The sequence below is a fragment of the Acinetobacter sp. YT-02 genome, assembly GCF_002412355.1.
In the GTDB taxonomy this organism is placed as follows: Bacteria; Pseudomonadota; Gammaproteobacteria; order Pseudomonadales; family Moraxellaceae; genus Acinetobacter; species Acinetobacter towneri.
In genome coordinates this window covers 1-25,505 of the sequence record NZ_NOZT01000052.1, presented here as the reverse complement: position 1 = coordinate 25,505, position 25,505 = coordinate 1, and the positions used below count along the sequence as shown (strand labels likewise).

Genomic DNA, 25,505 nt, shown 5'->3' with positions numbered 1-25,505 from the left:
TTAAAACGACATTTCGTGTCGTTCATATGGTTTACTCCAGTCGCTTATATCCTCGTGCTGAACCACGAGGTTTTTCGCTCCAGTGGATAAACTTCTTTCACAAATCCGATTAAAACCATACTTCAATCCCCCATCATCCTCTTACGGAAGATATTCCTCATCCCTGAGCCATATATGGCGCAAGAGAAGGGATTTTCGATACTAATTTAATTTTGACCTATACGGATAAACTGAAAAGACAGACACAACGTCAGCTTTTTAAAAACTCACAACTTACCCAAATGCGCCAAACAACGATGAATCGCACCACAACCCGGCTGAAAGTGCTGCACACCTTTGGCTTCTTCCATACGGCACACCTCACTCACCAAACGATCTGCCACACCTCGACCACGGTTTGCAGGATGCACCACAATATATTCAAGCGTACGATGATCATCTTGCCCTGTGCACCAAATCGCACCAATCACTTTAGTATTAAATTCTGCCGTGTAAAGTAGGGTATACTGAGCCAAGTTCTGCTCAAGTTGGCTTACCGCATCTTGCCCATCGCCAAATTCAGGGCTGGTATCATACAGTCGCTCAAGCTGGCTGCGCACTTCGGTATTTTCCAGTGAAGTATAGGCATGTACGGTAATAGGCATTGATTAACCCTCCTGAGCAATCTAATATGCTGAGACTTCGTCACAGCGAAAACATTTTACATCAATCATTTTTGACGTTTTTTGAGGAACGTGTCTATGACCCAACGTATCAGTGAAGTGGTGAGAAATACCAACGAAACTAAAATTCGAGTTCGTGTGAATCTGGACGGTACGGGTCAAGGCACACTCAACACTGGAGTTCCATTTTTAGACCATATGATTGATCAAATCAAGCGACACGGTTTGTTTGATATTGATATTCATTGTGATGGCGACTTGGAAATTGATGATCACCACACTGTAGAAGACTGTGGTATCACGCTTGGACAAGCTTTTGCTCAAGCTTTGGGCGATAAAAAAGGTTTACGACGCTACGGTCACTTTTACGCACCACTTGATGAATCTTTAAGCCGTGTGATTGTCGATTTATCGGGTCGTCCGGGTTTATTTATGGATATTCCATTTACCCGCGCACGTATTGGTACTTTTGATGTGGATTTATTCTCAGAATTCTTCCAAGGCTTTGTCAACCATGCATTAATGACACTGCACATCGACAACCTCAAAGGTAAAAACAGCCACCACCAAATTGAAAGCGTATTTAAAGCATTTGCACGTGCTTTACGCATGGCATGTGAAGTCGATCCGCGTGCTGAAAATACAGTGGCATCAACCAAAGGAACACTCTAATGACCCGAATTGCCCTTCTTGACTATGGCATGGGAAATTTACACTCTGCAGCGAAAGCTTTAGAGCATGTGGGTGCAACGGTAGATGTGACCAATGACCCAAAACTGATTGCACAAGCCGATAAAATTGTGTTTCCAGGTGTGGGTGCTATGCGTGATTGTATGCAAGGCATGCATGAAGCTGGCATTGATGACGTGGTACGCAACGCGGTCTTTAATAAACCTGTACTTGCAATTTGTGTAGGCATGCAGGCGCTGATGCAACATTCCGAAGAAAATGGCGGAGCAGATGCACTGGGCATTTTTGCAGGTACAGTCAAACGCTTTCCTGAAGTAGCAGGTTTAAAAGTGCCACACATGGGTTGGAATCAGGTACATCAACGTGACCCGAGCCACCCTATGTGGAACAACATTGAACAAGATGCGCGTTTTTACTTCGTGCATAGTTTTTATGTTGAACCGCAAGATGAAAAAATCGTGGCCGCGACCTGTGATTATGGTTTAACTTTCTGTACAGCCCTGCATCAAGACAACTTGTTTGCAACGCAGTTCCACCCAGAAAAAAGTCACACTGTTGGTTTGCAGTTACTAAAAAACTTTGTGGAATGGAATATCTAATATTCAGGATGCTTCAATCAATAAAGCCGAGTTAATCTCGGCTTTATTTTTGCGTGAATGTTTTTCACTTTTATTGCACATTGATTTGTGTTTAAAATTAAAGCGTTTTTTATAGCTTTTATTCAAAATAAACTGAGGGTCTGTCGATAATTGGTCTATGTTTGCGATGTGAGAGAGATATCTCACAAGATTTTTGAGCAAATATACGGTATGCGACAGAAAATTCAAAAAATCTAGGAATTACAACAATGAGTCAATATGTAGAAGATTCTGCACTCAGTGCAGCGGGGCGTTTTGGTCGATTATCATTTTTAGCGTGGAACTGTTTGCTCAGCTTGGGGCTTGCAGTACTGATTGCAATTATTGCCGTTGTTGCACCCAATTTATTGCTAGAGCTCGGCTCTGGCTCTATGGGCATCGGCATGATCTTGCTCGTGATCATTTATATCGTTGCGTTCTATTTTAGCTTTATTTTCACCATCCGCCGCTTGCATGACCGCAATCATACTGGCTGGTTATCTTTGCTGATTTTGGTGCCTTTGGTGAATATTATTATGGGTTTATATTTGGTATTTGCACCTGGCGATGATCGTCAAAATAGCTATGGTGCGGTACGTGAAACTGCAGGTTGGGAAAAAGTACTGGCTTGGATTTTTATTGTGCTGATGATTTTGGCGATTATTGGCAGCTTCTTGTCAGGTATATTCAGCAACGTCTAAGCAAAAATATTCCACTTGGTTGATATTTCGAAATAGCCCATCTATTGGGCTATTTTTTCAGGATATTCGCTGCAATCTTTGTCCTGCACAGCATTTTCAATCTTTTAAACTTTGCCAAATTCCGCAAAACGCTTTAGGCTAAAACCGCTTCTTTACCGCTTTGAATGTTATGGATCTCACTCGTCTGCGTACCCTGCCTAGCCCTGATGAAATTCGGCAATTGCCACTGTTTGAAAATATTGCGCGTCAAAATATTGTACTGATTCAAAATCTAGAGCAATGTCTAGCAATTGAAGCTGAACTGAAAACCGCAGCTGTCTTGGGTTTCGATTCTGAATCTAAACCCACGTTTAATGTAGGCGAAGTTTCTACAGGCCCGCATTTAATTCAGCTCGCAACCTTAGAAAAAGCCTATCTATTTCAGCTCAATGATGACATTTGGCAATTTTTGCAGCCAGTTTTTGCCAATCGCGATCAAATTAAAGTAGGTTTTGGGCTGAAAAATGATGCCCATTTATTTCGTAAAAAAGGTATACAACTGAATAGCGTGATTGAACTATCCAAATGTTTTGGCAGTTTTGGTTTTAAAAGTCCGCTTGGGCTTAAAAATGCCATGGCATTATTATTTCACGTTCATTTCCCTAAAAGCCGAAGTATCAGCACCTCAAACTGGGCATGCAAACAGCTCAGTGAAGCACAAATTGCCTATGCTGCCGCCGATGCCTACGCACCTGTGTTGATATTTGAAGAATTGGGGCGTTTGGGTCTATTGCCCGAGCATATCCCAAACAGTTCACTCAAATTGCGGATTCGTCCCTCTAAAACAAAACCTACAACAGATGCTTAGATATTTAACAATACTTTGTTAAGATGCACAGATTGAATTCAATAAGTTTTTGGCAAGGAGCGAAAGCATGCTGATCATCCCTGCAATTGACCTGAAAGATGGCAAGTGTGTTCGTTTAAAACAAGGTCGTATGGAAGATGATACTGTATTTTCTGACGATCCAGTGGCAACAGCACAACACTGGGTAAATGAAGGCGCGCGTCGCTTGCATTTAGTCGATTTAAACGGCGCTTTCGCAGGTACGCCAATTCATAAACCTGTGGTTGAAGCGATTGCAAAATCACAACCGGATCTTCCAATTCAAATTGGTGGCGGTATTCGTTCACTCGAAACCATCGAACACTATTTGGATGCAGGCGTATCGTTCGTGATTATTGGTACCAAAGCCGTACAAGAGCCTACTTTTGTAGAAGAAGCCTGCAAGAAATTTGCAGGACACATCATTGTCGGCATTGACGCCATGAATGGCATGGTGGCTACTGATGGTTGGGCCAACGTCACAGACGTGAAGGCAACAGATTTAGCTAAGCGTTTTGCCGATGCAGGTGTATCTAGCATTGTTTATACCGATATTGCCCGTGATGGCATGATGCAAGGTGTGAACGTAGAACAAACCGTAAACTTGGCGCAATATTCAGGCTTACCCGTGATTGCTTCTGGCGGTGTGACCAATTTAGATGACGTACGCAACCTAAAAGGTCAGCCTGGCATTTTAGGTGCGATTACAGGTCGTGCAATTTACGAAGGCACGTTAAGCCTGCGTGAGGCACAGTTGCTTTTAGATGAGCAATCTTTGTAATTCTGCCGCGTATTTTTAAAGAGGTCTGCGGACCTCTTTTTTATTTTGATTTTATTTTACTTATTTTGAGTTTTCTTCATCTCCCACTGGTTCTATGTCTCAGCTTTCACCAATGCTTCGCAGCAAAGCCCCGCAACTGGCGCTCATTTTGATTACCTTAATTTGGGGTGCAACCTTCATTACCGTGCAATACGGTTTGAACTTCAGCAGTCCAGTACTGTTTGTAGGCTTACGTTTTGCCGCAGCCACGTTGGCCGTGGGGCTGATTTCATGGCGAAGCTTACGTGGTTTTAGCATCGATGAACTCTATGCAGGCTTTGCCATAGGCGCAGTCATTGCGCTAGGTTATGTCACTCAAACCATTGGCTTACAAAGTATCAGCAGTAGCGAATCGGCCTTTTTAACGGCGCTGTATGTCCCGCTTGTACCGCTATTGCTGTGGTTATGTTTTGGTCAACGTCCGCATGTCATGACTTGGTTGGGTGCTATTTTGGCATTTGTAGGCTTGGTCTTTTTAACAGGCAATGGCTTAGGCGCAATTCAGTTAAGTTTTGGACAAGCCATTACTTTAATCGGTTCAATTGCGATTGCCTTTGAAATTATTTTAATTAGCTATTTTGCCAATCGGGTCAATTTAAAGCGCGTTACCCTCATCCAACTGGGTTGTGCATCGTTATTGTGTTTTGCGATTGCACCATGGGTTGGAGAAACTCAATTGCCCGAATTTCAGTGGTCACTCCTTGCTGTTTTGCTCGGCTTAGGCATTGCCAGTGCCGTGATTCAATTGGTGATGAACTGGGCGCAACGACAAGTAGACCCTGCGCAAGCTGCTATTATTTATGCAGGTGAGCCTGTTTGGGCCGCATTGATTGGACGTTTGGCAGGCGAGCGCTTGGCAGTTCTGGCGTTGTTCGGTGGACTACTGGTGGTTTTAGGCGTGCTGGTCAGCGAATGGCGACCAAAATTTTTAAAACGAAACACATCATCCCAAAAAGTTGAATGAACAGCATCTAGGCAAGATCGCTCAAAACATCTTAAAAAGACGAACGAACGTGAATTTAATGATACATCGGTAAATTATCATTCACGCGAATTAAACCGCGTATAGCACGGTAAACAATCCATAACCACGAAATAGCAACCACTGCGATACAGAAAAGTGTCGCAGCCAAAGTCATACTGGCAAAGCTTTGCGCATCTGGACTAAAGAACACCAAAAAGAACGGCACAAAGGCCACAATATTCCAAAACAGATACCACCAGAAGCTGCGAATTTGCCAAGTAAAATGACTGGCAAAAATTGAACCTTGTACATCACTACGTTTTAAATAGTTGATGATTAAGGCAATCACGGCCAATATCCCCGCAGAAAAAATCGCCACGATATACAGCACATATAAAATCATGGTCAATGAACGATGTGGGTCTTGATCTACTGAATATGAATGCTCTGCGTCTGACATAATGCACCTGACAAGCCTGTTACTGGAACAATATTCCCAATTAGATGTTAAGCTGATTCAACGGAGAAATCATCCATAAAATCAGAAAGATATTTAAGCCTATCGTACAAAAATAAATCTTACCAAAGGGTTGTTTTTGTGTTTTATGGCGTAATTTTTGTTGTGCTAACCATGCTGCAGGCCAACCCCCTAAAAAAGCCACAATATGCAAGTTATTTTCAGGAATACGACGTCCACCCTGCTGTGCAGCTTCTTTATCTTGTGCATACAGCCAATAACTCAGCGCATTCATCAAACTGATGAATAATAACAACATGCCGCTGAGCAATCCCAACAGCGTCAGCAAAGCCAAAGCAACAATATAAGCCACACATAATATTTGCATCGGCTGCATTTTTTGCGTGATGTTGGATGTTTTCGCACTCACAGCAGATGCCTTTGCTGCTTTGGTCTGCGAAGCTTTTAAATACACCGCTTGCTGTGCTCGGTAACGTCCGCGCTCATCCACAGTTACGGTATATTCCAAGGCACAGCCCACAATTGGACGTGGCCCTTGTCGGGCGAAGTCCTTAATGTGTAAAAACACGCGATCTTTTTGGTGGTCATTCGGCTGAATAAACCCATAACCCTGCTCATCAAACCATTCGACTAAACGCCCTTGATCACGCATGTTCTATATCCCTCAAGCTGTCACAAACTTTAAGCGTTCAATCAGCATATTCCGCATTTCATCTGGATTTTTCTGCAAAATATCTGCGCCTGTCCGCCCTTCTGCTGCATTTTTAGCAGCCACCTGCAAACGCATTAACCAAAAACGTCCTGCCGCCATTGCCAAATACAGTTCTAAACAAGCCTTTTCGTCTTGGGTTAAAGGACGCACGGTTTCGTAGGCATTTAAAAATGCCATCGCCTTGCTTTCATTTAAGCTCAACTCAGGAAAGTCGGTACAAAAATCATTTAGGGTAATCGCAATATCAAACAGTAATTCATCTTGATTTAATTCATAAAAATCTAAAATGCCTTGCAACTGATCATCTACAAACAAGGTATTGTCACGGAATAAATCCGAGTGAATAAAACCTTTAGGACGCTGCGGATAGACTGCGGTTAAGGCTTCATACAAGCCCAAAAGTTTGGACAGTAAGGCTTGATCGGCCACATGCATGCTTGGTTTTAATTGGCGTGCGACCCCTGCCCAATAAGCGTGATCACGTACATGATCGCGCTGCAAAGGAAAATTTTGTAAGGCCACATGCATTTTGGCTTGTGCAATCGCAATCGCTTCCACTTGCGCCACTGTTGCCAGTGTCGGATGCTGCCCAATTAAACGCGGTGCAATTTGTGCAGGTTTTTCTTTTAATTGGTGAATGGCTTGTCCCGAATAGGATAAAGGCACTGCCACAGGCAAACCCGCTTGCCCCAAATGCTGTAATACAGGAATTAATTCGCCTGCCGCTTGCTGATCTAATTCTTCAAAAATGGTCAGCACGTACTCGTTTTGATTGTCGCAGCGCAAAAAATAATTGGTATTTTGAATCCCCCCTTGAATGGGAATCAGCTCGACCACCTCCAATCCATAAGGCGCTGCAAAGACCTGAACTTCCTTTAAAGTCAAAGGAGTATAAACCGACATAGAAAACCTGCGAAAAACCTGAGCTAAGTTTGATAGAATACCCGCTCCATCTGCCAAGGTGTAGCGCTTGTGTGGGTGAGTTTCATAATCGGCTGTAATAATTGGAAAAATTTATGCTAGCGAAACGTATTATTCCTTGCCTAGACGTAGATAATGGTCGCGTGGTCAAGGGCGTGCAATTCCTTGATATTCGTGATGCGGGCGACCCTGTAGAAGTGGCGCGTCGTTATAATGAACAAGGTGCCGATGAAATCACCTTTTTAGACATTACTGCTACCCATCATGGTCGTGATACCACTTACCGTACTGTAGAGCGTATGGCTGAAACCGTGTTCGTGCCCCTCACCGTTGGTGGTGGCGTGCGCAAGGTTGAAGACATTCGCCTATTATTGAATGCAGGTGCAGATAAAGTCAGCATTAACTCTGCAGCCGTATTTAACCCAGAATTTGTACAGGAAGCCTCACAACGTTTTGGTGCTCAATGTATTGTAGTTGCTATTGATGCAAAAAAAACGGGTGATAACAAATGGGAAATTTTCACCCACGGTGGTCGTAAACCTACTGGTATTGATGCAATTGAATGGGCTGTAAAAATGGCAGACTACGGCGCAGGTGAGTTGCTGGTCACCTCAATGGATGCCGATGGCACTAAAGCAGGCTATGACTTGGCACTCATGCGTGCCATCAATGACCGTGTGACGGTACCTACCATTGCGTCTGGCGGTGTAGGCAATTTACAACACTTGGCCGATGGAATTCTAAAAGGCGGTGCCGATGCGGTACTGGCCGCCTCAATTTTCCACTTTGGTCAGCACACCATTCCTGAAGCCAAACAATATTTGGCAGCACAAGGCATTGAAATGCGTTTGTAAAATCATAGTGCAAACGAACTGTGAAAAGTGCAATCTGAGGATTGCACTTTTTTTAGCCTAAAACTGAAGTCAACGTAAAATTTAGGCAGAAAAAAAGGAATCCGAAGACTCCTATCAACTCAAAAAACCACAGCGCTGAGGTTCTTTTATCTTTTTAAATAGACTTATAAAAAATAATCAACAAAATCAATTCATCATCACACAATATTCAACCGAAACATCCGTGGATATTTCACTGCACACAATATACGCAGAGCTTTAGCCGAAATATTGACCAAAAACACCTAAAATATTGACCATTTGCGACAAGACTTGCCTAAGCTGTCACTACAAACCTTCATTTGCTGCAACATAGTTAAGATACCTGCTCTGCCACAGCTAATTTTTTCTCGACCCATTTGGCAGGAAAATATGCAGCAGACAAACGGTTTAAACCCTGTGCAATCACCTGAGGTAAGGCAATGCCTAGCGGATTTTGCTCCTGTAAAGCAGGCGCTGAAATGACTCGCGTTCCTAAAAGATAATCAAACCAAGGCTTAGTCACACACCAGTTCGCATCCTGATTGCTGTTCATGTGATGGTCATAATGCCACGGAATTTTTTTAACCGCCCATTCTGGCTCTAAATGCGCACGATGATGAATATAATAATAATTCGCTGCACTATAAATAGCAGCCAGACTCATGCCCTTAGAGATCGGATAGAACACACCACTGGCGACTGTAGCCACCACAGCCAAAGACACAATTTCATTTTTGGTACGCCAGTTGCGAATCCCTTCGACATAGCCATGATCGTGAAAACTGGTTTTACGCACTTCACGATGATGTTCCCAATGTGATTTCATACTTTCAGGCACAGGACTATAACGGCGCTGCCCTGCTCGATGCGTTCCGTGCAAAATATATTTATGTGCCACCCATTCAAAACCATTGGCAACCACCAAACCTGCTAGAAATCCTTTCCACATCGCTATTTCTCCTTAAACACAGGACATCTTGACTCTGATGTTCACTATAGGCATGTGAGATTGACTAGATCTTGACCAAAAAAATCAATATCATTGACAAATGACGACAAAAATAAACCGATAACACATGCAACAATTCAAAGAATATACGGGCTCGGTCTATGGTGGCTTAGGGCATTTATTGATGTGCTATTACCAAGCAAAAAAGCTGCCCATTCCAGAAAAATTACATCAGATTCAAAATCTGGAACGTTTTGATTATGCCCTCTGGCGTGACTTGCTCAGCACTTTGGAGCAACAATTACCACAACCTGCTTTGGGTTTGGAAATTGCCAAATACGTGCAGCCCAAACATTTAGGCATCATTGCATATTTAGCCTTGTCCTGTGATCATCTGGGCGAAGCATTACAGCGTTACCACGATTTTCATCGCTTGATTTACGATGGTGGCCCATTGCAGGTCGAAGCACAAAATGATTACTTATCCATTCGTTGGTCAGAATTATCCGTGCACATGACCACACAATTAACCGATGAAATTGCCATTGCCTTGATGATGGAATTTTTGAAGCACTTTATGCAGTTTGAGGATATTTGCCTGCACGAAGTACATTTTCATCATCCTGCACCCAAAAATATTGCACTGTATGAGCAGTATTTTCATTGTAAAGTGCGCTTTTCTCAGCCAATTACCCAAGTGTTGTTGCCTGTTTCCGAACTGGCAAAACCTTTTCATCAGGGCGATCAAACCTTACAGCATTTATTGTTGCAACAGGCGCAAGCCTTACTGGAAAAGCTACCGAATAGCACCCAAACCGATCAGCGTTTACAGCAAGCCATTTTGACGGGGCTGCAAAAAAATATGTATCAAATTGAACATATTGCTCAGCAATTACATATTTCTGTACGTCAGTTGCAACGTCATTTGCAACAGCAAGGTACGACCTACCAAAAACGCATGCAGGAAGTACGCTGTTTATTGGCAGAACAATATTTACAAGACCCACATTTAAGTCTGCAAGAAATTGCGCTATTGCTGGGTTATTCAGAACAAAGTGCCTTTCAGCGTGCGTTTAAACAATGGACGCAGCACACACCACAACAATGGCGGATGCAACGTGCTTCATGATTGCTTCTTTTTACTTTAATTTATGTTAAATTCATCACAATATCGATCTAAAATGCGATAAATTTAATTGAAGTTTGATCAATTAACTCAAAAAATAAGCACTGGAGAATCAAATTGAATAAGTATTTCGCAGAACTGGCTGGCACATTCTAGCTGGTATTTGGTGGTTGTGGTGGTGCGGTATTGGCTGCAGCTTTTCCTGAATTGGGCATTGGTTTTGTGGGGGTATCCCTCGCGTTCGGTCTGACCGTATTAACCGCGGCCTATGCACTTGGGCACATTTCAGGTGGTCAATTTAACCCTGCAGTCAGTATTGGTTTGTGGGCAGGTGGACGTTTCGAAGCCAAAGAACTCGCACCGTATATTATTTCACAAATTATTGGTGCGACTCTGGCCGCACTGGTGTTGTATCTGATTGTACAGGGTCAGGCAGGTTTTGCAGGCACAGGCGGTTTCGCGACCAACGGTTATGGTGATTTATCTCCAGGAAAATATGCCCTCAGTTCAGTATTATTGATTGAAGTGGTACTCACTGCTGGCTTTTTGATGGTGATTATGGGTGTAACCGCCAAACGTGCACCTGCAGGTTTTGCTCCAATTGCAATTGGTTTGGCACTGACCTTAATCCATCTGATCAGTATTCCTGTAACCAATACTTCCGTGAACCCTGCACGTAGTACAGGTGTGGCGTTCTTTGCTGAAACTGCAGCACTCAGCCAGCTTTGGGCTTTCTGGGTTGCACCGATTGTAGGTGCGGTGATTGGTGCGGTGCTGTATCGCGCTATGGCAAAAGCTGAAGACTGATCTTCAAAACTTTAAATCCACAGCTTTTCAAGATGTCTGGGATTTATCTAAAAACACACAAAACAACAAAGCCCGTTCAAGCGTTTGAGCGGGCTTTTTAATGGCTTAGATGAGCAGATTAAAGTAGATTTAATATCTTGAGATGGCATCCATTATAAAAATGGATTTTCAATTTCACCCGCTTCGGGACGATCTAACTTTTCAGGCAGATTCGGAGTCTGCTCCAAAGTTGCAACAACTTCATTCAAAAAAGCCTGTAGTGCTTTGGCTGCCTGTAAACCCGCCTGATCTTTGCTGATTTGCAAATTACCATACACATTGATGCAATCTAAATCATTTTCTAAGGTTAAGTCATGAATCGCATGTGATTCAGTCCCATTTTGAAACGGTTTAAACATTGAATTCATCCTAGAATGAAGGTTGCAATATCCATCATCTTAACTTAGTTTAAGATTTCAACAACTGTAAAATATATTGCAATAAAGCTTCAATCAACTGCTTCGCAATTGCATCTTGAGTATCTGCATCAATGCTAGCACCCGATGCTGGACTACTGCCTGAGCGTTTAAATTCGGTTTGCAAGGCTTGTAATTGCTCAGCAGATACATCTTCTGCGCACTGGCTTTCTGCATCCCAATGTGAGTAGGCAATCGGTGTATTGGCTTTTACAGCATTTGCAGTCAAAGGCAATTTATAGGTATTGCGCTTTTGTTCTTCACTTAATTGTGGGAATAAATTAATGCCCAACTGTTCTTCTAAATAGCAGACACTCACCACTTGCACCTGTAACGAGTCGTTATTGGGCGCGTAATAAGCCCCTATCGCGCCTGTTTTGGGCATATACACAGCTTTATACACCGCAGTCGGCACAATAACGCCCTGCCCAATGGTTTTTAGACGCTTGGCATTAAAACTTGGCCCCGTAATCACATACACATCTTGCTTTTGCTTAGTCACCACCGCTCGGGTGGCTTCTTCAAGTTCACGCCAGACCTGCTGATTATTTTTAGGGGCTTGCGGCACCATATTTGCCAAAGAAAAACTGTCAAACTGGGCTGCCAAGTTGGTCATGTCGGCATTCGGTGCCATGTGTCCACGGTCATAACCCGAACCACGATAATCCAGCAAAGTCGCACGATGCTCGGCTTTGACGCGCGGTTCTTCGTGAAAGTTATCTTCACGTGGAATCCGCTGACTCAAACGCGCTGGTGTTAAGGCTTCTGCCACCCATAACGGGGTTTTGGATACCCCTGAATACATCACATTAAAGTCATTAAAACACAGCGGATAGCTGTCTTTTTGCAGGCTATTTTTCAGTAAATAGGGCGGCGTTTCTCGATAGAACTGGGTTAGGCAAGCACTATTTCCTGAACTCGGCACCAGTGAAGTCCACTGGCTAATTTTTTCTTGACCAAAAGCAATCACAAAACTCCCTGTTGCCACTACACCGAGTAGCACTTTCAAGCTGTTTTGATTGAAAATTTGAGTCCAAATGTTGTTGGAATTGCGCCGTTTTCTTGCCATAACCGTTACTGTGACTTCGCTCTAAATCCGCAGAGTTTGCCCGAGCTTAACAATCCACTCACAGCTTGTATATGAAGCACCTCTTGTTCGTCTAACAATTAAACAAAACCCGCGCCATAACACCACAAAAGCCATACACAGCCTGAGTTTTAAGCACTTTTGACATCAGTCTAGATCAAGTTTGGTAGATTTGATTGCATCCGTTTTAGCGAATCTGCCAAGCTAAATACACCTTAAAGACATCGCTCAGCGACACCCAAGCGCATTGCGCTGCTCTAGCTGGATGTCATTGACGATTTAAATTGGTTTTAACTTTATTTTTGCGATTTTTGATGGAGAAATACATGCGTTTTCATCTTTTTGCTTGTGCTTTGGTTGGTAGCAGTATCAGCATTTCTGCCTTTGCCGAACCACCCATTCAAGCAGGTGATACTTTAGAAAGTTTATCTAAAGTCAAAATAAGCACCACGATTAATGGGCAAGCAGGCTCACTACAAGAATTAATCGCCAATGGTCAGATACGCATTGTACCGAGTACAGATACAAACTTAACAAGTCCAGCAGAAAATATAGCGCAACAGCCTGCAAACCAAATTTCAGCCGAACAAGCCAATCTGGCTCAAGACAATGTACCGATGACGATGCCTGTCGGGACTGAATCCGAACTGCAACACGCAGCGCAGGCAGAGCAAGTGAGCGAACAACACATACAAGCCACCTCTGCGCCATTATTGTCATCTTCAGCCGATTTACCTGTAAATGCTGGCGATGATGTGGATGTCACCGCAGAAGCGCTAAATGCTGCACCACAAAACCCTGCTGCATCTGAACAAGCAGCAGTCAATCTGCCCACGACTGAACGGCTTGAAACCACAGCACCTGCGGCACAGGGCGCAGATGTAAACGATATAGATTTAAGCCATCTACAACCAAGTGATACGGAACAATAAGATCTGTTTAAGACCAATCTTGAGCTAAAAATAAAAAACCAGCACTTTATAATGCTGGTTTTTTTAAAATCTATTGAGCAGTTTTTAAATTTCGATTTGACTACCCAATTCCACCACACGGTTGGTTGGAATTTGATAGAAATCACTCACAGGACTGGTATTGCGCTGCATTGAAATAAACAGTTTTTCACGCCACGGTGACATGCCATCGCCCACGGTATGCACAATACGATCTCGCGAAATAAAGAAGCTCATTTGCATCATATCAAACTCAAATTCGAGCTGGTTGTAAGCTTGTTTTAAAGCACGCGGAATATTCGGCTGATCTTTAAAACCGTAATACATACTAATCCGATAGAAACGATCATCCAGCTTTTCGACCTGAATCCGATCTTGCTGTGCCACAAATGGAATATCGCGAGTAATCACCGTCACCATGATATTACGTTCATGCAGCACCTTATTGTGCTTAATATTGTGCAACATGGCATGCGGTACAATGTTTGGCGTACCTGTCAGGAAAATCGCATCTCCTGGTACAAATTTGGTTTCATTACCCATGCTGACACTTTGAATAAACAGATCAATCGGCAAGGCATCTTTTTCCAAACGCTTAATGACTAAGGCACGACCATCTTTCCAAGTCATCAAGATGGTAAACATGACTGCACCAATTAAGATTGGGACCCATCCCCCTGCGACAATTTTGAGCGAAGTTGACGCCACAAAAATTAAGTCCAACGTTAAAAATGGCACCGCAAACAGGGCAACTTTCCACATAGGCCAGCGCCAAAAACCATAGGCCAAAATTGAAATTAAAATCGTGCCGCAAAGCATGGTCATGGTCACGGCCACACCATAGGCACTGGCTAAATTGGCACTGTTTTCAAATAGCAAAATTAAAATCAGCACCGAAATAAATAAGGCCCAGTTAATAAATGGCAAATAAATTTGCCCACGCTCTACATCGGAGGTGTGGCGTACCGTCAGGCGAGGTAAATAACGCAATTGAATGGCCTGATTGACCATTGAAAAAACACCTGTGATCACAGCTTGAGACGCAATAACAGCCGCAGCTGTAGCGAGCCCAATCATCGGGTATAGACCCCATTCTGGTACTAGCATATAAAATGGGTTTTCAATGGCTTCTGGGTTACGCAATAAAAGCGCACCTTGTCCTGCATAATTCAATAACAAGCAAGGTAAGACAATCAAAAACCACGCGAGGCGAATAGGCATCCGCCCAAAATGCCCCATATCGGCATAGAGTGCTTCGCCACCCGTCATGGTTAAAATCACCGCACCCATGGTGAGAAATGCAACAAAGGGTTGCTCTACTACAAAGTTAAACGCCCAGTGTGGACTGACCATGGCCAATACAAATGGGGTTTGGATGATACTGAGCAGCCCTGCACCGCCAATGGCTAAAAACCACAGCAAAGTCAGTGGGCCAAAAAATTTGCCCATAGTGCCTGTACCATGACGCTGCACAATGAACAGTCCTGCCAAAATACCAATGGAGAGCGGTACGAGCCATTGATTAAAGATAGGCGTGGCAATACTTAGTCCTTCAATGGCAGACAATACTGAAATGGCGGGGGTGATAATGCCATCGCCAAAGAACAGGGATGCACCAATAAAGCCAAGTGCGATCAGGAAGATTTTTTTGTCTTCGGCAATACGGGTGGTGCGCAGGTTCAATGCCAATAATGACATGATCCCGCCTTCGCCATTGTTATCGGCACGCATAATAATGGTGACGTATTTGAAGCTGATGGTGAGCATCATGCACCAGAAAATTAGGGATAAAATTCCCAATACACTGGCTTGGGTAATTGCAAGATGCGCCGTTAAAAAAGTTTGTCTGAAGGCATACAGAGGACTGGTTCCGATATCCCCAAATACAACTCCGAGTGCAGCCAAGGTAATGACGGGTAAGGCTGCTTTTTTTGCAGTACTTTGCATAGGTGTCTTCGATTTAGACGGTATTTTTGAGAATCATAGCACTACGCTGAAAGTTTTTCTCTAAATCAAATTTTTCAACTTGGCTTTGTACTATTTTTTGGTTATTATCCACCGCCTATGGTGAAGTGTCCGAGTGGCTGAAGGAGCACGCCTGGAAAGTGTGTATACGTTAATAGCGTATCGAGGGTTCGAATCCCTCTTTCACCGCCAAACATTATTCTCATGAAGTCTCATGTGATCTTAAAAAGCTTAAATCTAAAGGGTTTAAGCTTTTTTTATGTCTAATGCAATCTACTTTATCTATTGCAAGCTTGATCTTGTTGGGGGTATAACTAGGGGTATAATAAATTACCCCCAAAATTATACCCCCAATTCTGTGGAATCATTGCAATGCTTACAGATGCTCAAGTCAGAAAAATAAAACCATCGGAAAAGAAAGCCAAATAATTACCTATGATCGAAATCTAGCACATATCACGGCTGGCGGGCTTGGTTATCGTGAATTCGAAAAGTTGAACCCATATAGGGGAAAGCCCCCTACTCACTTAGGTATGATTTATTCAAATCACCATTCATCTATTACTATTAAAATATATTCGTCCTTCTATGTATTTCTTATTAGTGGCGGGTTTTCCCGCTGCGGACAACTTCACACTATTGGATTTATGGGTACAGATACAATCAAAGCCTAAGAATCTCAAAAGAGGCATGTCGCCTATCATTAAACTGATATGCTATTCAGCTCATGTTGATTTTTACTCATTTTATCAACATGACAACCTAAATATGTTTATGTCATCGACATGACAACTCTCTCATGTCGATTTTTATCGGTTTTATCGACATGACAGCCTGAATATGTTTCAGGCCATACAGCTAAAGACATAAGACAATATTCCTTTTAGGTTTTTAAGCACATCAACAACCTGAACGCCAAATATCACATCCTAAAGTGAATTAGCTTTCTAAAAAGGTCATTATCAACCAAACACCCAATAAAAAACCACTGCTCAATCTTCCAGATCAACATAGCGGTTTTAAACTCATCTTTTACAGATCAGTCACATCTTACATTTTCTTTTCTTCAATATTTAACGCATTGATTGCCAATACCGCCTGAGTACGATTTTGCACACCCAATTTACGGAAAATTGCGGTCACATGCGCTTTAATCGTCGCTTCAGAAACATCTAATTCATAGGCAATTTGCTTATTCAACAAACCTTCTGCCACCATCATCAATACACGGAATTGCTGTGGTGTTAAAGACTGAATACGTTCAGCCAAAGCTGTTTCATCTGCAGCGCGAGGGTCAAAGTTAACATTCGCAGCCAAGTTTGGCGGCAACCAAATCTCACCTTCTAAAACTTGACGAATTGCTTCACCAATATGGCTCGGATGTGCCGATTTTGGGATATAACCCATCGCCCCATGCGCAATTGAACGTTGAATAATCGATGCTTCTTCGTGAGCGGACACCACAATAATTGGGATAGATGGATATTGCGCACGCACATGCACCAATGCAGAAAAGCCCGATGCCCCTGGTAAATTCAAGTCCAATAAAACAAGATCAGGCTCAGGTCCATTTTCCAAACGTTCGTACAATTCATTAACTGCAGCAGTTTCATGAATTTGAGCTTGCGGTAAGCTATAACGAACCGCCTGAATTAAGGCATGGCGAAACAGCGGATGATCATCAACGATTAATATATTCATAACAGACGTGAGAGATCTTGGGCACAGTTGTTATATTCTAACCATACAAAGACAATTAAGGATATGCAAGACATGACTTTTTTGCATTTATTGTGCAATTAATCACAGAAAAGCGTTTATTTTTTATGTTTTCAGCGCTCAGTCAAAAAGGTTGATCATTTTGTGGATTTTTTAATCAGTTTTATTTTACAACCAAAACGCTCAAAACAAGATGTAATATGAAATAGAAAATATCCCAAGATAAGGGTTTATATCCGTACCGATTCAGACAAACTCAGCAACAAAGCAGGACAAGCGTTTGATATTACCCCAGGCATGGTCGCAACAGTCGATATTAAAACGGGTGAAAAAACGGTGTTGGAATATCTGATCAAACCATTCAACAAAGCCAAAGAAGCCTTGCGTGAGCGCTAAACAGAAATTCTCTTATACCTGAATTTAATGAATTATCTCATCTCTGATTCTTGCCTTCTCCCAAAACCCAACTGGGCTCAAGTGAAGGCAAGAATGAGGGCGATAATATCCTATGCCCTCTACAGTTTTATTTTTCACAGATTTTGCATTTCATCTTAATTGCCTAAACAATCTACAGCAACGCAGCAAATCCTCCTTTTCACCTCTTTCCAAGCCTGATGACACTGTGTATAACCATAAGTCACGCAATGAAAATGATAAGCATAGGCAAAACAGGTAAAAAACCGTTAGACTATGCATCTCTCTCATTCAATGTCGTTTCAGACAAATAAGAAGGTGAAGGTTGATGCCGCTCAATACTGTCGAAGAGCTTGTAGCAGATATCCGTGCAGGAAAAATGGTCATCCTCATGGATGATGAAGATCGTGAAAATGAAGGTGATTTAGTCATTGCCGCAACCCACGTTCGCCCTGAAGATATCAACTTCATGATCACACACGCGCGTGGTCTTGTTTGCTTAACCTTAAGTCGTGACCGTTGCCAGCAATTAAACCTACCGTTAATGGTTGATGCCAATGGTGCACAACACGGTACGAACTTTACTTTGTCGATTGAAGCTGCTGAAGGCATTACCACAGGTATTTCTGCCGCAGAACGTGCGCATACCATTCAAACCGCTGTCGCTGCACATGCCAAGCCTGCCGATATTGTTCAGCCTGGGCATATTTTCCCACTCATGGCACAGCCAGGTGGTGTATTGCACCGTGCAGGACATACCGAAGCAGGTTGTGATCTTGCCCGTTTGGCAGGTTTAGAGCCTGCATCGGTAATTTGTGAAATCATCAATGAAGACGGCACGATGGCGCGTCGTCCAGATTTAGAAATTTTTGCTGAAAAGCACGGGTTAAAAATTGGTACTATTGCCGATTTAATCCACTATCGCATGACCAATGAACAAACTGTAGAGCGTTTGGATCAGCAAAGCATCGACACCGAATATGGTACTTTTGACTTATATCGCTACCGTGAACTGGGGAACCCAGACATTCACTTGGCATTGGTCAAAGGCGAGCCGAAAGAAGGCGTTACCACAGTACGTGTGCATGGTTTTAATCCAACCCGTGATTTGCTGAAGCTGAAAAAAGCAGATGGTTCGGCAACTTGGAATTTAGACCGTGCTTTAAAAGAAATTGCCAACAGTGAACGTGGTGTTTTGGTCTGGATTGGTCAAGCTCAATTGCAAGACTTGGGCCCTGCCCTAGACAGCCTTAAATCCCCGAAACAAGGCAAAGCCAATGCTGCATTGTCACAGCAATACCAAACCATTGGCGTGGGTGCACAAATTTTACGTGATTTAGGCGTTGAAAAAATGAAGCTACTCAGCTCACCATTACGTTTCAATGCTTTATCAGGCTTTAACTTAGAAGTGGTGGAATATATCACCGCAGATCCAACATCAGAGAAATAATCGAGGTTGCTATGGCAATTCGCCGTATTGAAGGTTTATTACATCTCGCTAGCGAAGGCCGTTATGCGATTTTAGTCGGTCGTTTTAATAGTTTTGTGGTTGAGCATTTGCTTGATGGCGCAATTGACACATTGAAACGTCATGGCGTATCAGAGGATAATATCACCGTTGTTCATGCACCAGGCGCTTGGGAACTTCCTGTTGTGGCTAAAAAATTAGCTGCATCGAATGGTTATGATGCCATTATTGCACTCGGCGCAGTGATTCGCGGTAGCACTCCACACTTTGACTTTGTTGCAGGCGAATGTGCCAAAGGCTTAGGTGTGGTTGGTTTAGATACTGGCTTACCTGTGATTAACGGTGTATTGACTACGGATAGTATTGAACAAGCAATTGAACGCTCTGGAACAAAAGCAGGTAATAAAGGAAGTGAAGCTGCCTTAACTGCAATTGAAATGGTTAACTTGTTAAAGGCTATTTAACGCTATGTCGCAAACACTTCAAGCAACTTATGCAGCAAAACGTAAAGCACGTCGTTTTGCTGTGCAAGGTATTTATGAATGGCAGATGAGCCACAATCCAGTACATGAAATTGAAGCACGTACCCGTGTGGAAAATGCCATGCACAAAGTGGATCTCGGCTATTATCATGAATTGTTGACTCAAGTGGTTGCCAATCATGAAGCATTGGATGCATTACTGGTGCCTGTTCTTGATCGTGACATTCAAGCCCTCGATGGTGTTGAACTCGCCACCTTACGTTTAGGTGCTTATGAGTTAGAACAACATCTGGAAATTCCATACCGTGTGGTATTGGATGAAGCGATTGAATTGGCAAAACACTTTGGTGGTGCAGACAGCCACAAATACATCAATGGTGTATTAGACCGTCTTGCCAACAGCTTACGTGCAGCAGAAAAGCAACAAAGCAACTAATTCAAAGTATTGAGTCGATTGTTGTATGGCTGAGTTTTCCATTATTGAGACCTATTTCAACAGACCGCGTCCCGATGCAGTCGATTTAGGTGTCGGTGATGACTCAGCTCTGCTCACCCCTCCGCCGCAACAACAATTGGTCATTTGTGCCGACACTTTAGTCGCTGGACGACATTTCCCCCTCGATACCAACCCACATGCGATTGGTTGGAAATCGGTTGCGGTCAATTTATCTGACATTGCCGCCATGGGTGCCACCCCACACAGTATATTATTGGCATTGAGCCTACCCCAAATTGATCACGACTGGCTCAAAGGGTTTAGTCAGGGTTTACATGATTGTTGCGATCAATTTGGGGTAAGTTTAATTGGTGGAGATACCACACAAAGCCCGCATCTCACCATTTCCGTTACCGCCTTAGGCTGGATTGAACAAGGACATGCCATTCCACGTTCAGGCGCGCAAGTCGGTGATTATATTTGCGTCAGCGGACAAGTCGGTGATGCCGCTTTTGGTTTAGATCATCTCGATCATCCTTTAAAACAACGTCTCGACTACCCAACACCACGTTGTCAACTTGGACAACAACTCAAAGGTCTGGCTTCAAGCATGATTGATGTTTCAGATGGCTTGGCACAAGATTTAGGGCATATTCTCAAAGCCTCTCAGGTCGGTGCTTGTATTGAACTCAGCCAACTGCCTATAGATGCTGCATTAACCGAATTACCACAACAAAAGCAGTGGCAATATGCCTTGGCAGGTGGCGATGACTATGAGTTATGCTTTACAATAAGCCCACAAAATTATCAGCAGCTTTTGCAAAAACCGCTGAATACCCCTATTCATATTATTGGCAAAATTAACAATCAAAACCGCTTAAGCTTTGAACAGAATGGCGTAGATCGTTCACTTCATTTTCATGGATACCAACACTTTGCAAAAACCCGCGATTAATTTCAAAGCCATGTCTTGGACTGACCGACTGATTGTATGCTGTGGTGTTGGCTTCGGTTCAGGTCTACTACCCAAAGCTCCTGGTACCTTTGGTTCGGCCTTTGCCCTACTGTTCATTCCCATTTGGTTCGCGCTTGGTTTCATTCCAAGCCTTTTTGCCATTGCCATCATGTCCCTCGTTGGCATATATATCTGTGGACGTACTGCACAGGTTATGGGCGTACATGATGATGGTCGTATTGTTTGGGATGAATTTGCAGGACAATCGATTACCTTTTTACCCCTGATTTTTATCAATCAAATCAGCTGGGTCTGGGTAATTGTGGGTTTTGCCCTATTCCGACTATTTGATGTGTGGAAACCTTGGCCAATACGTGTGATTGACCGTCGGGTCGAGGGTGGTTTTGGCATCATGCTGGACGATATTATTGCGGGTCTTTGGGCCGCATTATGTATTTATATTTATTTATCTTTTACTTTGGTTTAGCCATCACTAGGATTCAACATGTCTACCACCGTGATTATTCTTGCAGCAGGTAAAGGCACGCGCATGCGTTCAAATTTACCAAAAGTATTACAACCTCTTGCAGGACGCCCACTCTTGGGTCACGTGATTAATACCGCAAAAAAATTACAAGCAGATCATATAATTACCATTTACGGTCATGGCGGTGCTTTGGTGCAAAATGCGTTTGCGCATGAACAGGTACAGTGGGTCGAACAAGCTGAACAGTTGGGCACAGGTCACGCAGTCAAAGTGACTTTGCCTGTTTTACCACGTGAAGGTGTATCACTGATTTTATCGGGAGATGTACCTTGTATTACAGAGCAAACTTTACAAAAGCTACTCGATGTTTCACGTGAAACCCAAATTGGCTTGGTGACACTTACCCTTGCTGATGCCACGGGTTATGGTCGTATTGTACGTGAAAACGGTAAAATTCAAGCGATTGTTGAACATAAAGATGCGTCTGAAGCCCAGCGTCAAATTCAGGAAATTAACACGGGTATTTACTGCGTCAGCAATGCCAAATTACATGAATGGCTGCCAAAACTGAGCAATAACAATGCGCAGGGTGAATATTACCTGACCGATATTGTGGCGATGGCAATTGCCGATGGTTTAGAAGTTGCATCGGTAGAACCTCAACTGGCTTTTGAAGTAGAAGGCGTGAATGACCGTGTGCAATTGGCTGCATTAGAACGCGAGTTCCAGAACTTCCAAGCCAAGCAACTCATGCAACAAGGTGTGCATTTAATTGACCCAACCCGTTTTGATTTACGTGGTAATCTCACTGCAGGTAAAGACGTTCGCATTGATATTAACGTAATTATTGAAGGCGATTGCGAACTGGGTGATGGCGTAGAAATTGGTGCAGGTTGTATCCTCAAAAACACCAAAATTGCTGCGGGCACTAAAGTTCAGCCGTATAGCGTATTTGACCAAGCGGTTGTAGGTGAAGCTGCGCAAATTGGTCCATTCTCACGTTTACGTCCGGGTGCGGTATTGGCCAATGAAGTGCATATTGGCAACTTTGTTGAAGTGAAAAACAGTCAAATTGGTTTAGGCTCCAAAGCCAACCACTTTACCTACTTAGGTGATGCCGAAGTGGGTGCAGGCAGCAATATTGGTGCAGGTACGATTACTTGCAATTATGATGGTGCCAATAAATTTAAAACCATTATTGGTGACCAAGTCTTTATTGGTTCAAATAGTTCATTGGTTGCACCTGTCACCATTGCCAATGGTGCAACGGTAGGCGCAGGCTCGACCATTACCCGTGATGTTGCAGAACAGTGTTTAGCTGTGGAACGTTCTAAACAGTTCACTAAAGAAAATTATCAACGTCCACAGAAATTGAAAAAATAAGAGGAAGTTCCTATGTGCGGTATTGTCGGTGGCGTTGCAGAACGTAGTATTACCAATATCCTCATTGAAGGTTTAAAGCGTTTAGAATATCGCGGTTATGATTCCGCAGGTTTGGCATTGATTAGTCAAGGTCAGGTCTTGCGTGAGCGTCGTGTCGGTAAAGTAGCAAATCTTGAGCAAGCAGTACTAGATTCTCAAGTCACAGGTTCACTCGGTATTGCCCATACACGTTGGGCAACACATGGCAAACCGACAGAAAACAATGCACATCCGCATATTTCTGGCAATGTTGCTGTCGTACACAACGGTATTATCGAAAATTATCAAGAACTGAAAGATGAGCTAGAAGCTTTAGGCTATATGTTCAGCTCTCAAACGGATACTGAAGTGGTTGCGCACTTGGTCAACCATGCTCTTAAAACTGCACCGAATTTATTGGTTGCGGTACAGCAAGTCGTGCCTCAACTGAAAGGTGCTTATGCTCTGGGAATTATCCATACCGATTATCCAGATGAATTGATCACGGTACGTGAAGGTTCTCCTTTGGTGATTGGTGTCGGTATTGGCGAAAACTTTATCAGTTCAGACCAATTGGCGTTATTGCCGATCACCAACCGTTTTATGTATTTGGAAGAAGGTGATATCGCACGCTTAACTCGCGACAGCATTGAAGTTTTTGTAAACGGTCAAACGGTCGAACGCCCTGTAAAAGAGTTGGATGCAACTGTAAACAATGCATCGAAGGGTGAATATAAACACTACATGCTCAAAGAAATTTATGAGCAGCCTGAAGCAATTCAACAAACCATTTCACAAGCATTGAATGGCAACGCTTTACGTGAAGATTTCCTGAAAGATGCCGAGCTTGATTTTGCCAAGATTCAACAGGTACAGATTATTGCCTGCGGTACCAGCTACCATGCAGGGATGATTGCAAAATACTGGTTTGAACAGCTAATTAACTTGCCATGTCATGTGGAAATTGCCAGCGAATACCGTTATCGCACCCCAGTCATTGTGAATAACACATTGTATGTGTGCATTTCACAATCTGGTGAAACTGCAGATACTTTAGCTGCTTTACGTGATACGCAAAAACGTGCTGCTGCAAAAGGCTTAAATATTAGCACCATGACCATTTGTAACGTGGCAACTTCATCTATGGTGCGTGAAACCAATCATAGTTTGTTGACACTCGCAGGCCCTGAAATTGGTGTGGCATCGACCAAAGCCTTTACGACACAATTGGCAGCATTAATGCTATTGGTGCTCAAAATTGGTCAGGTGAAAAATGCAATTGCAGCGACAGAAACAGCTGAAATTATTGCAGGCTTATGGCACACACCAAAAGTGATTTTAGATACTTTGCAAAATGATACGGCAATTTTACGTTTGTCTGAATTGTTTGTAGAGAAAAATCACTGCTTGTTCTTGGGTCGTGGCACACAATTCCCAATCGCCTTGGAAGGTGCTTTGAAACTGAAAGAAATTTCATATATTCACGCAGAAGGTTATGCTGCGGGTGAATTAAAGCACGGCCCATTGGCATTGGTCGATAATGACATGCCTGTGGTGATTTTAGCACCGCAAGATGACATGCTGGATAAACTGAAATCCAATATGGAAGAAGTACAGGCACGTGGTGGTGAGCTGTTTGTATTTGCAGATGAACACAGCGGCATTCCTGCAGATAAAGAACGCCAGCATGTGGTTTATGTACCACAGGTCAGCGCGTTGCTTGCGCCAATTGTGTATAGTATTCCTGTGCAGTTGTTGTCTTACCATGTGGCGGTTTTACGTGGTACAGATGTCGACCAGCCTAGAAACTTGGCAAAAAGCGTAACAGTGGAATAATATTGATTAAATTCAATGATTTAAATTTAATAAAATTATTTTGAATCACCTAAAAAATCCGCAGTCGGCTTCATTTTTAGAAATTTAGTACTGCGGATTTTTTATGTCTGATACTTTTATTTTTCGCATAACTACAGTGCATAGCAAGCGATATTGAAACTTTTGCAGACAATGAAAACTTTTATAAAAACAAATAACCTAAGTCATTTAACCACACTATTTTCTAAAAATGTTGTTTATTTATTCAGTCAGTACAATGACATGCAAAAAATGATTGACCCTATTTTTGCATCATGTATTATACACCGCATGCGGGAATAGCTCAGTTGGTAGAGCACAACCTTGCCAAGGTTGGGGTCGCGAGTTCGAGTCTCGTTTCCCGCTCCAGAATACGAAAAGCCCCTATCGAAAGATAGGGGCTTTTTTTGTTGATTTTAATAAATATTTTTATCAATCAAAAAATCTGATACATAAAAAAGTAAGTTAACAGAATATTACATTTGGAATTAGTGACCAAATGGTGACCAGAAAGTGACTCAACTTTTTTACTCGCTACTTCCTGTTCTGGGCTGAATCTAATTGATCAAGCGGTAATCCTCCCATAAATAACCGAAGTTAAAAGTAGAGGTTAAGCAGCCATTAGAGGTGGCTTTCCTTTGTTAG

At 42.9% G+C, this 25,505-nt stretch carries 26 protein-coding genes, 2 tRNA genes and 1 pseudogene; 20 read left to right on the top strand and 9 right to left on the bottom strand.

What is annotated here, in order from left to right:
- Positions 1-266: 266 nt before the first annotated feature.
- Positions 267-644, bottom strand: coding sequence for a GNAT family N-acetyltransferase (locus CF596_RS12300; RefSeq protein ID WP_096902643.1), 378 nt, complete (start codon positions 642-644; stop codon positions 267-269).
- A 96-nt stretch (positions 645-740) separates the two neighbouring features.
- Here CF596_RS12300 and hisB point away from each other — a divergent pair, with 96 nt between their 5' ends.
- The 6 genes from hisB to CF596_RS12270 all read left to right on the top strand — a co-directional run bounded on the left by hisB (position 741) and on the right by CF596_RS12270 (position 5,319).
- Positions 741-1,334, top strand: coding sequence for an imidazoleglycerol-phosphate dehydratase HisB (hisB, locus tag CF596_RS12295; RefSeq protein ID WP_096902642.1), 594 nt, complete (start codon positions 741-743; stop codon positions 1,332-1,334).
- Positions 1,334-1,951, top strand: a complete 618-nt coding sequence (gene hisH / locus CF596_RS12290; RefSeq protein ID WP_004974401.1) for an imidazole glycerol phosphate synthase subunit HisH — start codon at positions 1,334-1,336, stop codon at positions 1,949-1,951. Before hisB ends, hisH begins: the two co-directional genes overlap by 1 nt.
- A 248-nt stretch (positions 1,952-2,199) precedes the next feature.
- Positions 2,200-2,670, top strand: a complete 471-nt coding sequence (locus CF596_RS12285) for a DUF805 domain-containing protein (RefSeq protein ID WP_004974398.1) — start codon at positions 2,200-2,202, stop codon at positions 2,668-2,670.
- Positions 2,671-2,839: 169 nt separating this feature from the next.
- On the top strand, positions 2,840-3,517 hold the full coding sequence (locus tag CF596_RS12280) for a hypothetical protein (RefSeq protein ID WP_004974396.1): 678 nt from the start codon (positions 2,840-2,842) through the stop codon (positions 3,515-3,517).
- Positions 3,518-3,584: 67 nt separating this feature from the next.
- The gene (gene hisA, locus CF596_RS12275) at positions 3,585-4,316 is read left to right on the top strand and encodes a 1-(5-phosphoribosyl)-5-[(5-phosphoribosylamino)methylideneamino]imidazole-4-carboxamide isomerase (protein ID WP_004974395.1); all 732 of its coding nucleotides are present in this window, start codon (positions 3,585-3,587) and stop codon (positions 4,314-4,316) included.
- Between the two features lie 94 nt (positions 4,317-4,410).
- The gene (locus CF596_RS12270) at positions 4,411-5,319 is read left to right on the top strand and encodes a DMT family transporter (protein ID WP_096902641.1); all 909 of its coding nucleotides are present in this window, start codon (positions 4,411-4,413) and stop codon (positions 5,317-5,319) included.
- Between the two features lie 55 nt (positions 5,320-5,374).
- Here CF596_RS12270 and CF596_RS12265 read toward each other — a convergent pair whose 3' ends face one another.
- The 3 genes from CF596_RS12265 to CF596_RS12255 are packed head-to-tail and all read right to left on the bottom strand — an operon-like array spanning position 5,375 to position 7,412.
- Positions 5,375-5,779, bottom strand: coding sequence for a hypothetical protein (locus CF596_RS12265; RefSeq protein WP_004974391.1), 405 nt, complete (start codon positions 5,777-5,779; stop codon positions 5,375-5,377).
- A gap of 40 nt (positions 5,780-5,819) precedes the next feature.
- On the bottom strand, positions 5,820-6,449 hold the full coding sequence (locus CF596_RS12260; protein ID WP_096902640.1) for a DUF1294 domain-containing protein: 630 nt from the start codon (positions 6,447-6,449) through the stop codon (positions 5,820-5,822).
- A 12-nt stretch (positions 6,450-6,461) separates the two neighbouring features.
- Positions 6,462-7,412 carry a homoserine kinase gene (locus tag CF596_RS12255; RefSeq protein WP_004974386.1) on the bottom strand — a complete coding sequence of 317 codons (951 nt, stop codon included), beginning with the start codon at positions 7,410-7,412 and terminating at the stop codon, positions 6,462-6,464.
- A gap of 113 nt (positions 7,413-7,525) precedes the next feature.
- Here CF596_RS12255 and hisF point away from each other — a divergent pair, with 113 nt between their 5' ends.
- Positions 7,526-8,284 carry an imidazole glycerol phosphate synthase subunit HisF gene (gene hisF, locus CF596_RS12250; protein ID WP_004974384.1) on the top strand — a complete coding sequence of 253 codons (759 nt, stop codon included), beginning with the start codon at positions 7,526-7,528 and terminating at the stop codon, positions 8,282-8,284.
- 355 nt (positions 8,285-8,639) lie between these two features.
- Here hisF and CF596_RS12245 read toward each other — a convergent pair whose 3' ends face one another.
- Positions 8,640-9,254: a hypothetical protein gene (locus tag CF596_RS12245; RefSeq protein WP_096902639.1), complete on the bottom strand. Its 615-nt coding sequence runs from the start codon at positions 9,252-9,254 to the stop codon at positions 8,640-8,642.
- Between the two features lie 127 nt (positions 9,255-9,381).
- On the opposite strand from CF596_RS12245, the gene CF596_RS12240 reads away from it, so the two are divergent.
- Both CF596_RS12240 and aqpZ read left to right on the top strand, forming a co-directional pair.
- Entirely contained in the window at positions 9,382-10,383 is a 1,002-nt protein-coding gene (locus CF596_RS12240) for an AraC family transcriptional regulator (RefSeq protein ID WP_096902638.1), read from the top strand.
- Between the two features lie 153 nt (positions 10,384-10,536).
- A complete protein-coding gene (aqpZ, locus tag CF596_RS12235; RefSeq protein WP_096902637.1) occupies positions 10,537-11,187 on the top strand; it encodes an aquaporin Z in 651 nt (216 codons plus the stop codon).
- Between the two features lie 152 nt (positions 11,188-11,339).
- Here aqpZ and CF596_RS12230 read toward each other — a convergent pair whose 3' ends face one another.
- Both CF596_RS12230 and CF596_RS12225 read right to left on the bottom strand, forming a co-directional pair.
- The gene (locus CF596_RS12230) at positions 11,340-11,585 is read right to left on the bottom strand and encodes a hypothetical protein (protein WP_004974374.1); all 246 of its coding nucleotides are present in this window, start codon (positions 11,583-11,585) and stop codon (positions 11,340-11,342) included.
- Positions 11,586-11,634: 49 nt separating this feature from the next.
- On the bottom strand, positions 11,635-12,711 hold the full coding sequence (locus CF596_RS12225; RefSeq protein WP_096902636.1) for a DNA/RNA non-specific endonuclease: 1,077 nt from the start codon (positions 12,709-12,711) through the stop codon (positions 11,635-11,637).
- A 344-nt stretch (positions 12,712-13,055) separates the two neighbouring features.
- On the opposite strand from CF596_RS12225, the gene CF596_RS12220 reads away from it, so the two are divergent.
- Complete coding sequence (locus CF596_RS12220) at positions 13,056-13,661, top strand: hypothetical protein (protein ID WP_004974369.1); 606 nt, start codon at positions 13,056-13,058, stop codon at positions 13,659-13,661.
- A gap of 84 nt (positions 13,662-13,745) precedes the next feature.
- Here CF596_RS12220 and CF596_RS12215 read toward each other — a convergent pair whose 3' ends face one another.
- On the bottom strand, positions 13,746-15,626 hold the full coding sequence (locus CF596_RS12215; RefSeq protein WP_096902635.1) for a potassium transporter Kup: 1,881 nt from the start codon (positions 15,624-15,626) through the stop codon (positions 13,746-13,748).
- Between the two features lie 119 nt (positions 15,627-15,745).
- On the opposite strand from CF596_RS12215, the gene CF596_RS12210 reads away from it, so the two are divergent.
- Positions 15,746-15,836, top strand: a tRNA-Ser gene (locus CF596_RS12210).
- An 858-nt stretch (positions 15,837-16,694) separates the two neighbouring features.
- Here the strand turns inward: CF596_RS12210 and CF596_RS12205 are convergent.
- Positions 16,695-17,345 carry a response regulator transcription factor gene (locus CF596_RS12205; RefSeq protein WP_004974358.1) on the bottom strand — a complete coding sequence of 217 codons (651 nt, stop codon included), beginning with the start codon at positions 17,343-17,345 and terminating at the stop codon, positions 16,695-16,697.
- 243 nt (positions 17,346-17,588) lie between these two features.
- On the opposite strand from CF596_RS12205, the pseudogene CF596_RS12200 reads away from it, so the two are divergent.
- The 9 genes and pseudogenes from CF596_RS12200 to CF596_RS12160 all read left to right on the top strand — a co-directional run.
- Positions 17,589-17,759: pseudogene (locus tag CF596_RS12200) on the top strand (secretion protein HlyD); the annotation flags it as partial.
- A gap of 346 nt (positions 17,760-18,105) precedes the next feature.
- Entirely contained in the window at positions 18,106-19,227 is a 1,122-nt protein-coding gene (gene ribBA / locus CF596_RS12195; RefSeq protein WP_096902634.1) for a bifunctional 3,4-dihydroxy-2-butanone-4-phosphate synthase/GTP cyclohydrolase II, read from the top strand.
- Between the two features lie 11 nt (positions 19,228-19,238).
- Positions 19,239-19,709: a 6,7-dimethyl-8-ribityllumazine synthase gene (ribE, locus tag CF596_RS12190; RefSeq protein WP_004974350.1), complete on the top strand. Its 471-nt coding sequence runs from the start codon at positions 19,239-19,241 to the stop codon at positions 19,707-19,709.
- Positions 19,710-19,713: 4 nt separating this feature from the next.
- The gene (gene nusB, locus CF596_RS12185; RefSeq protein WP_004974349.1) at positions 19,714-20,163 is read left to right on the top strand and encodes a transcription antitermination factor NusB; all 450 of its coding nucleotides are present in this window, start codon (positions 19,714-19,716) and stop codon (positions 20,161-20,163) included.
- A gap of 25 nt (positions 20,164-20,188) precedes the next feature.
- A complete protein-coding gene (gene thiL / locus CF596_RS12180) occupies positions 20,189-21,118 on the top strand; it encodes a thiamine-phosphate kinase (protein ID WP_004974348.1) in 930 nt (309 codons plus the stop codon).
- Positions 21,084-21,605, top strand: a complete 522-nt coding sequence (locus tag CF596_RS12175; RefSeq protein ID WP_096902633.1) for a phosphatidylglycerophosphatase A — start codon at positions 21,084-21,086, stop codon at positions 21,603-21,605. Before thiL ends, CF596_RS12175 begins: the two co-directional genes overlap by 35 nt.
- 18 nt (positions 21,606-21,623) lie before the next feature.
- Positions 21,624-22,988: a bifunctional UDP-N-acetylglucosamine diphosphorylase/glucosamine-1-phosphate N-acetyltransferase GlmU gene (gene glmU, locus CF596_RS12170; RefSeq protein ID WP_096902632.1), complete on the top strand. Its 1,365-nt coding sequence runs from the start codon at positions 21,624-21,626 to the stop codon at positions 22,986-22,988.
- A gap of 12 nt (positions 22,989-23,000) precedes the next feature.
- Positions 23,001-24,842, top strand: coding sequence for a glutamine--fructose-6-phosphate transaminase (isomerizing) (glmS, locus tag CF596_RS12165; RefSeq protein ID WP_096902631.1), 1,842 nt, complete (start codon positions 23,001-23,003; stop codon positions 24,840-24,842).
- A gap of 311 nt (positions 24,843-25,153) precedes the next feature.
- Positions 25,154-25,229: transfer RNA gene (locus CF596_RS12160), tRNA-Gly, on the top strand.
- Positions 25,230-25,505: the final 276 nt, after the last annotated feature.

Excerpts from the sequence above, each read along its gene's own strand:
- CF596_RS12300 (WP_096902643.1), bottom strand. The coding sequence starts at position 644 with ATGCCTATTACCGTACATGCCTATACTTCACTGGAAAATACCGAAGTG.
- hisB (WP_096902642.1), top strand. The coding sequence starts at position 741 with ATGACCCAACGTATCAGTGAAGTGGTGAGAAATACCAACGAAACTAAA.
- hisH (WP_004974401.1), top strand. The coding sequence starts at position 1,334 with ATGACCCGAATTGCCCTTCTTGACTATGGCATGGGAAATTTACACTCT.
- CF596_RS12285 (WP_004974398.1), top strand. The coding sequence starts at position 2,200 with ATGAGTCAATATGTAGAAGATTCTGCACTCAGTGCAGCGGGGCGTTTT.
- CF596_RS12280 (WP_004974396.1), top strand. The coding sequence starts at position 2,840 with ATGGATCTCACTCGTCTGCGTACCCTGCCTAGCCCTGATGAAATTCGG.
- hisA (WP_004974395.1), top strand. The coding sequence starts at position 3,585 with ATGCTGATCATCCCTGCAATTGACCTGAAAGATGGCAAGTGTGTTCGT.
- CF596_RS12270 (WP_096902641.1), top strand. The coding sequence starts at position 4,411 with ATGTCTCAGCTTTCACCAATGCTTCGCAGCAAAGCCCCGCAACTGGCG.
- CF596_RS12265 (WP_004974391.1), bottom strand. The coding sequence starts at position 5,779 with ATGTCAGACGCAGAGCATTCATATTCAGTAGATCAAGACCCACATCGT.
- CF596_RS12260 (WP_096902640.1), bottom strand. The coding sequence starts at position 6,449 with ATGCGTGATCAAGGGCGTTTAGTCGAATGGTTTGATGAGCAGGGTTAT.
- CF596_RS12255 (WP_004974386.1), bottom strand. The coding sequence starts at position 7,412 with ATGTCGGTTTATACTCCTTTGACTTTAAAGGAAGTTCAGGTCTTTGCA.
- hisF (WP_004974384.1), top strand. The coding sequence starts at position 7,526 with ATGCTAGCGAAACGTATTATTCCTTGCCTAGACGTAGATAATGGTCGC.
- CF596_RS12245 (WP_096902639.1), bottom strand. The coding sequence starts at position 9,254 with ATGTGGAAAGGATTTCTAGCAGGTTTGGTGGTTGCCAATGGTTTTGAA.
- CF596_RS12240 (WP_096902638.1), top strand. The coding sequence starts at position 9,382 with ATGCAACAATTCAAAGAATATACGGGCTCGGTCTATGGTGGCTTAGGG.
- CF596_RS12230 (WP_004974374.1), bottom strand. The coding sequence starts at position 11,585 with ATGTTTAAACCGTTTCAAAATGGGACTGAATCACATGCGATTCATGAC.
- CF596_RS12225 (WP_096902636.1), bottom strand. The coding sequence starts at position 12,711 with ATGGCAAGAAAACGGCGCAATTCCAACAACATTTGGACTCAAATTTTC.
- CF596_RS12220 (WP_004974369.1), top strand. The coding sequence starts at position 13,056 with ATGCGTTTTCATCTTTTTGCTTGTGCTTTGGTTGGTAGCAGTATCAGC.
- CF596_RS12215 (WP_096902635.1), bottom strand. The coding sequence starts at position 15,626 with ATGCAAAGTACTGCAAAAAAAGCAGCCTTACCCGTCATTACCTTGGCT.
- CF596_RS12205 (WP_004974358.1), bottom strand. The coding sequence starts at position 17,345 with ATGAATATATTAATCGTTGATGATCATCCGCTGTTTCGCCATGCCTTA.
- ribBA (WP_096902634.1), top strand. The coding sequence starts at position 18,106 with ATGCCGCTCAATACTGTCGAAGAGCTTGTAGCAGATATCCGTGCAGGA.
- ribE (WP_004974350.1), top strand. The coding sequence starts at position 19,239 with ATGGCAATTCGCCGTATTGAAGGTTTATTACATCTCGCTAGCGAAGGC.
- nusB (WP_004974349.1), top strand. The coding sequence starts at position 19,714 with ATGTCGCAAACACTTCAAGCAACTTATGCAGCAAAACGTAAAGCACGT.
- thiL (WP_004974348.1), top strand. The coding sequence starts at position 20,189 with ATGGCTGAGTTTTCCATTATTGAGACCTATTTCAACAGACCGCGTCCC.
- CF596_RS12175 (WP_096902633.1), top strand. The coding sequence starts at position 21,084 with ATGGATACCAACACTTTGCAAAAACCCGCGATTAATTTCAAAGCCATG.
- glmU (WP_096902632.1), top strand. The coding sequence starts at position 21,624 with ATGTCTACCACCGTGATTATTCTTGCAGCAGGTAAAGGCACGCGCATG.
- glmS (WP_096902631.1), top strand. The coding sequence starts at position 23,001 with ATGTGCGGTATTGTCGGTGGCGTTGCAGAACGTAGTATTACCAATATC.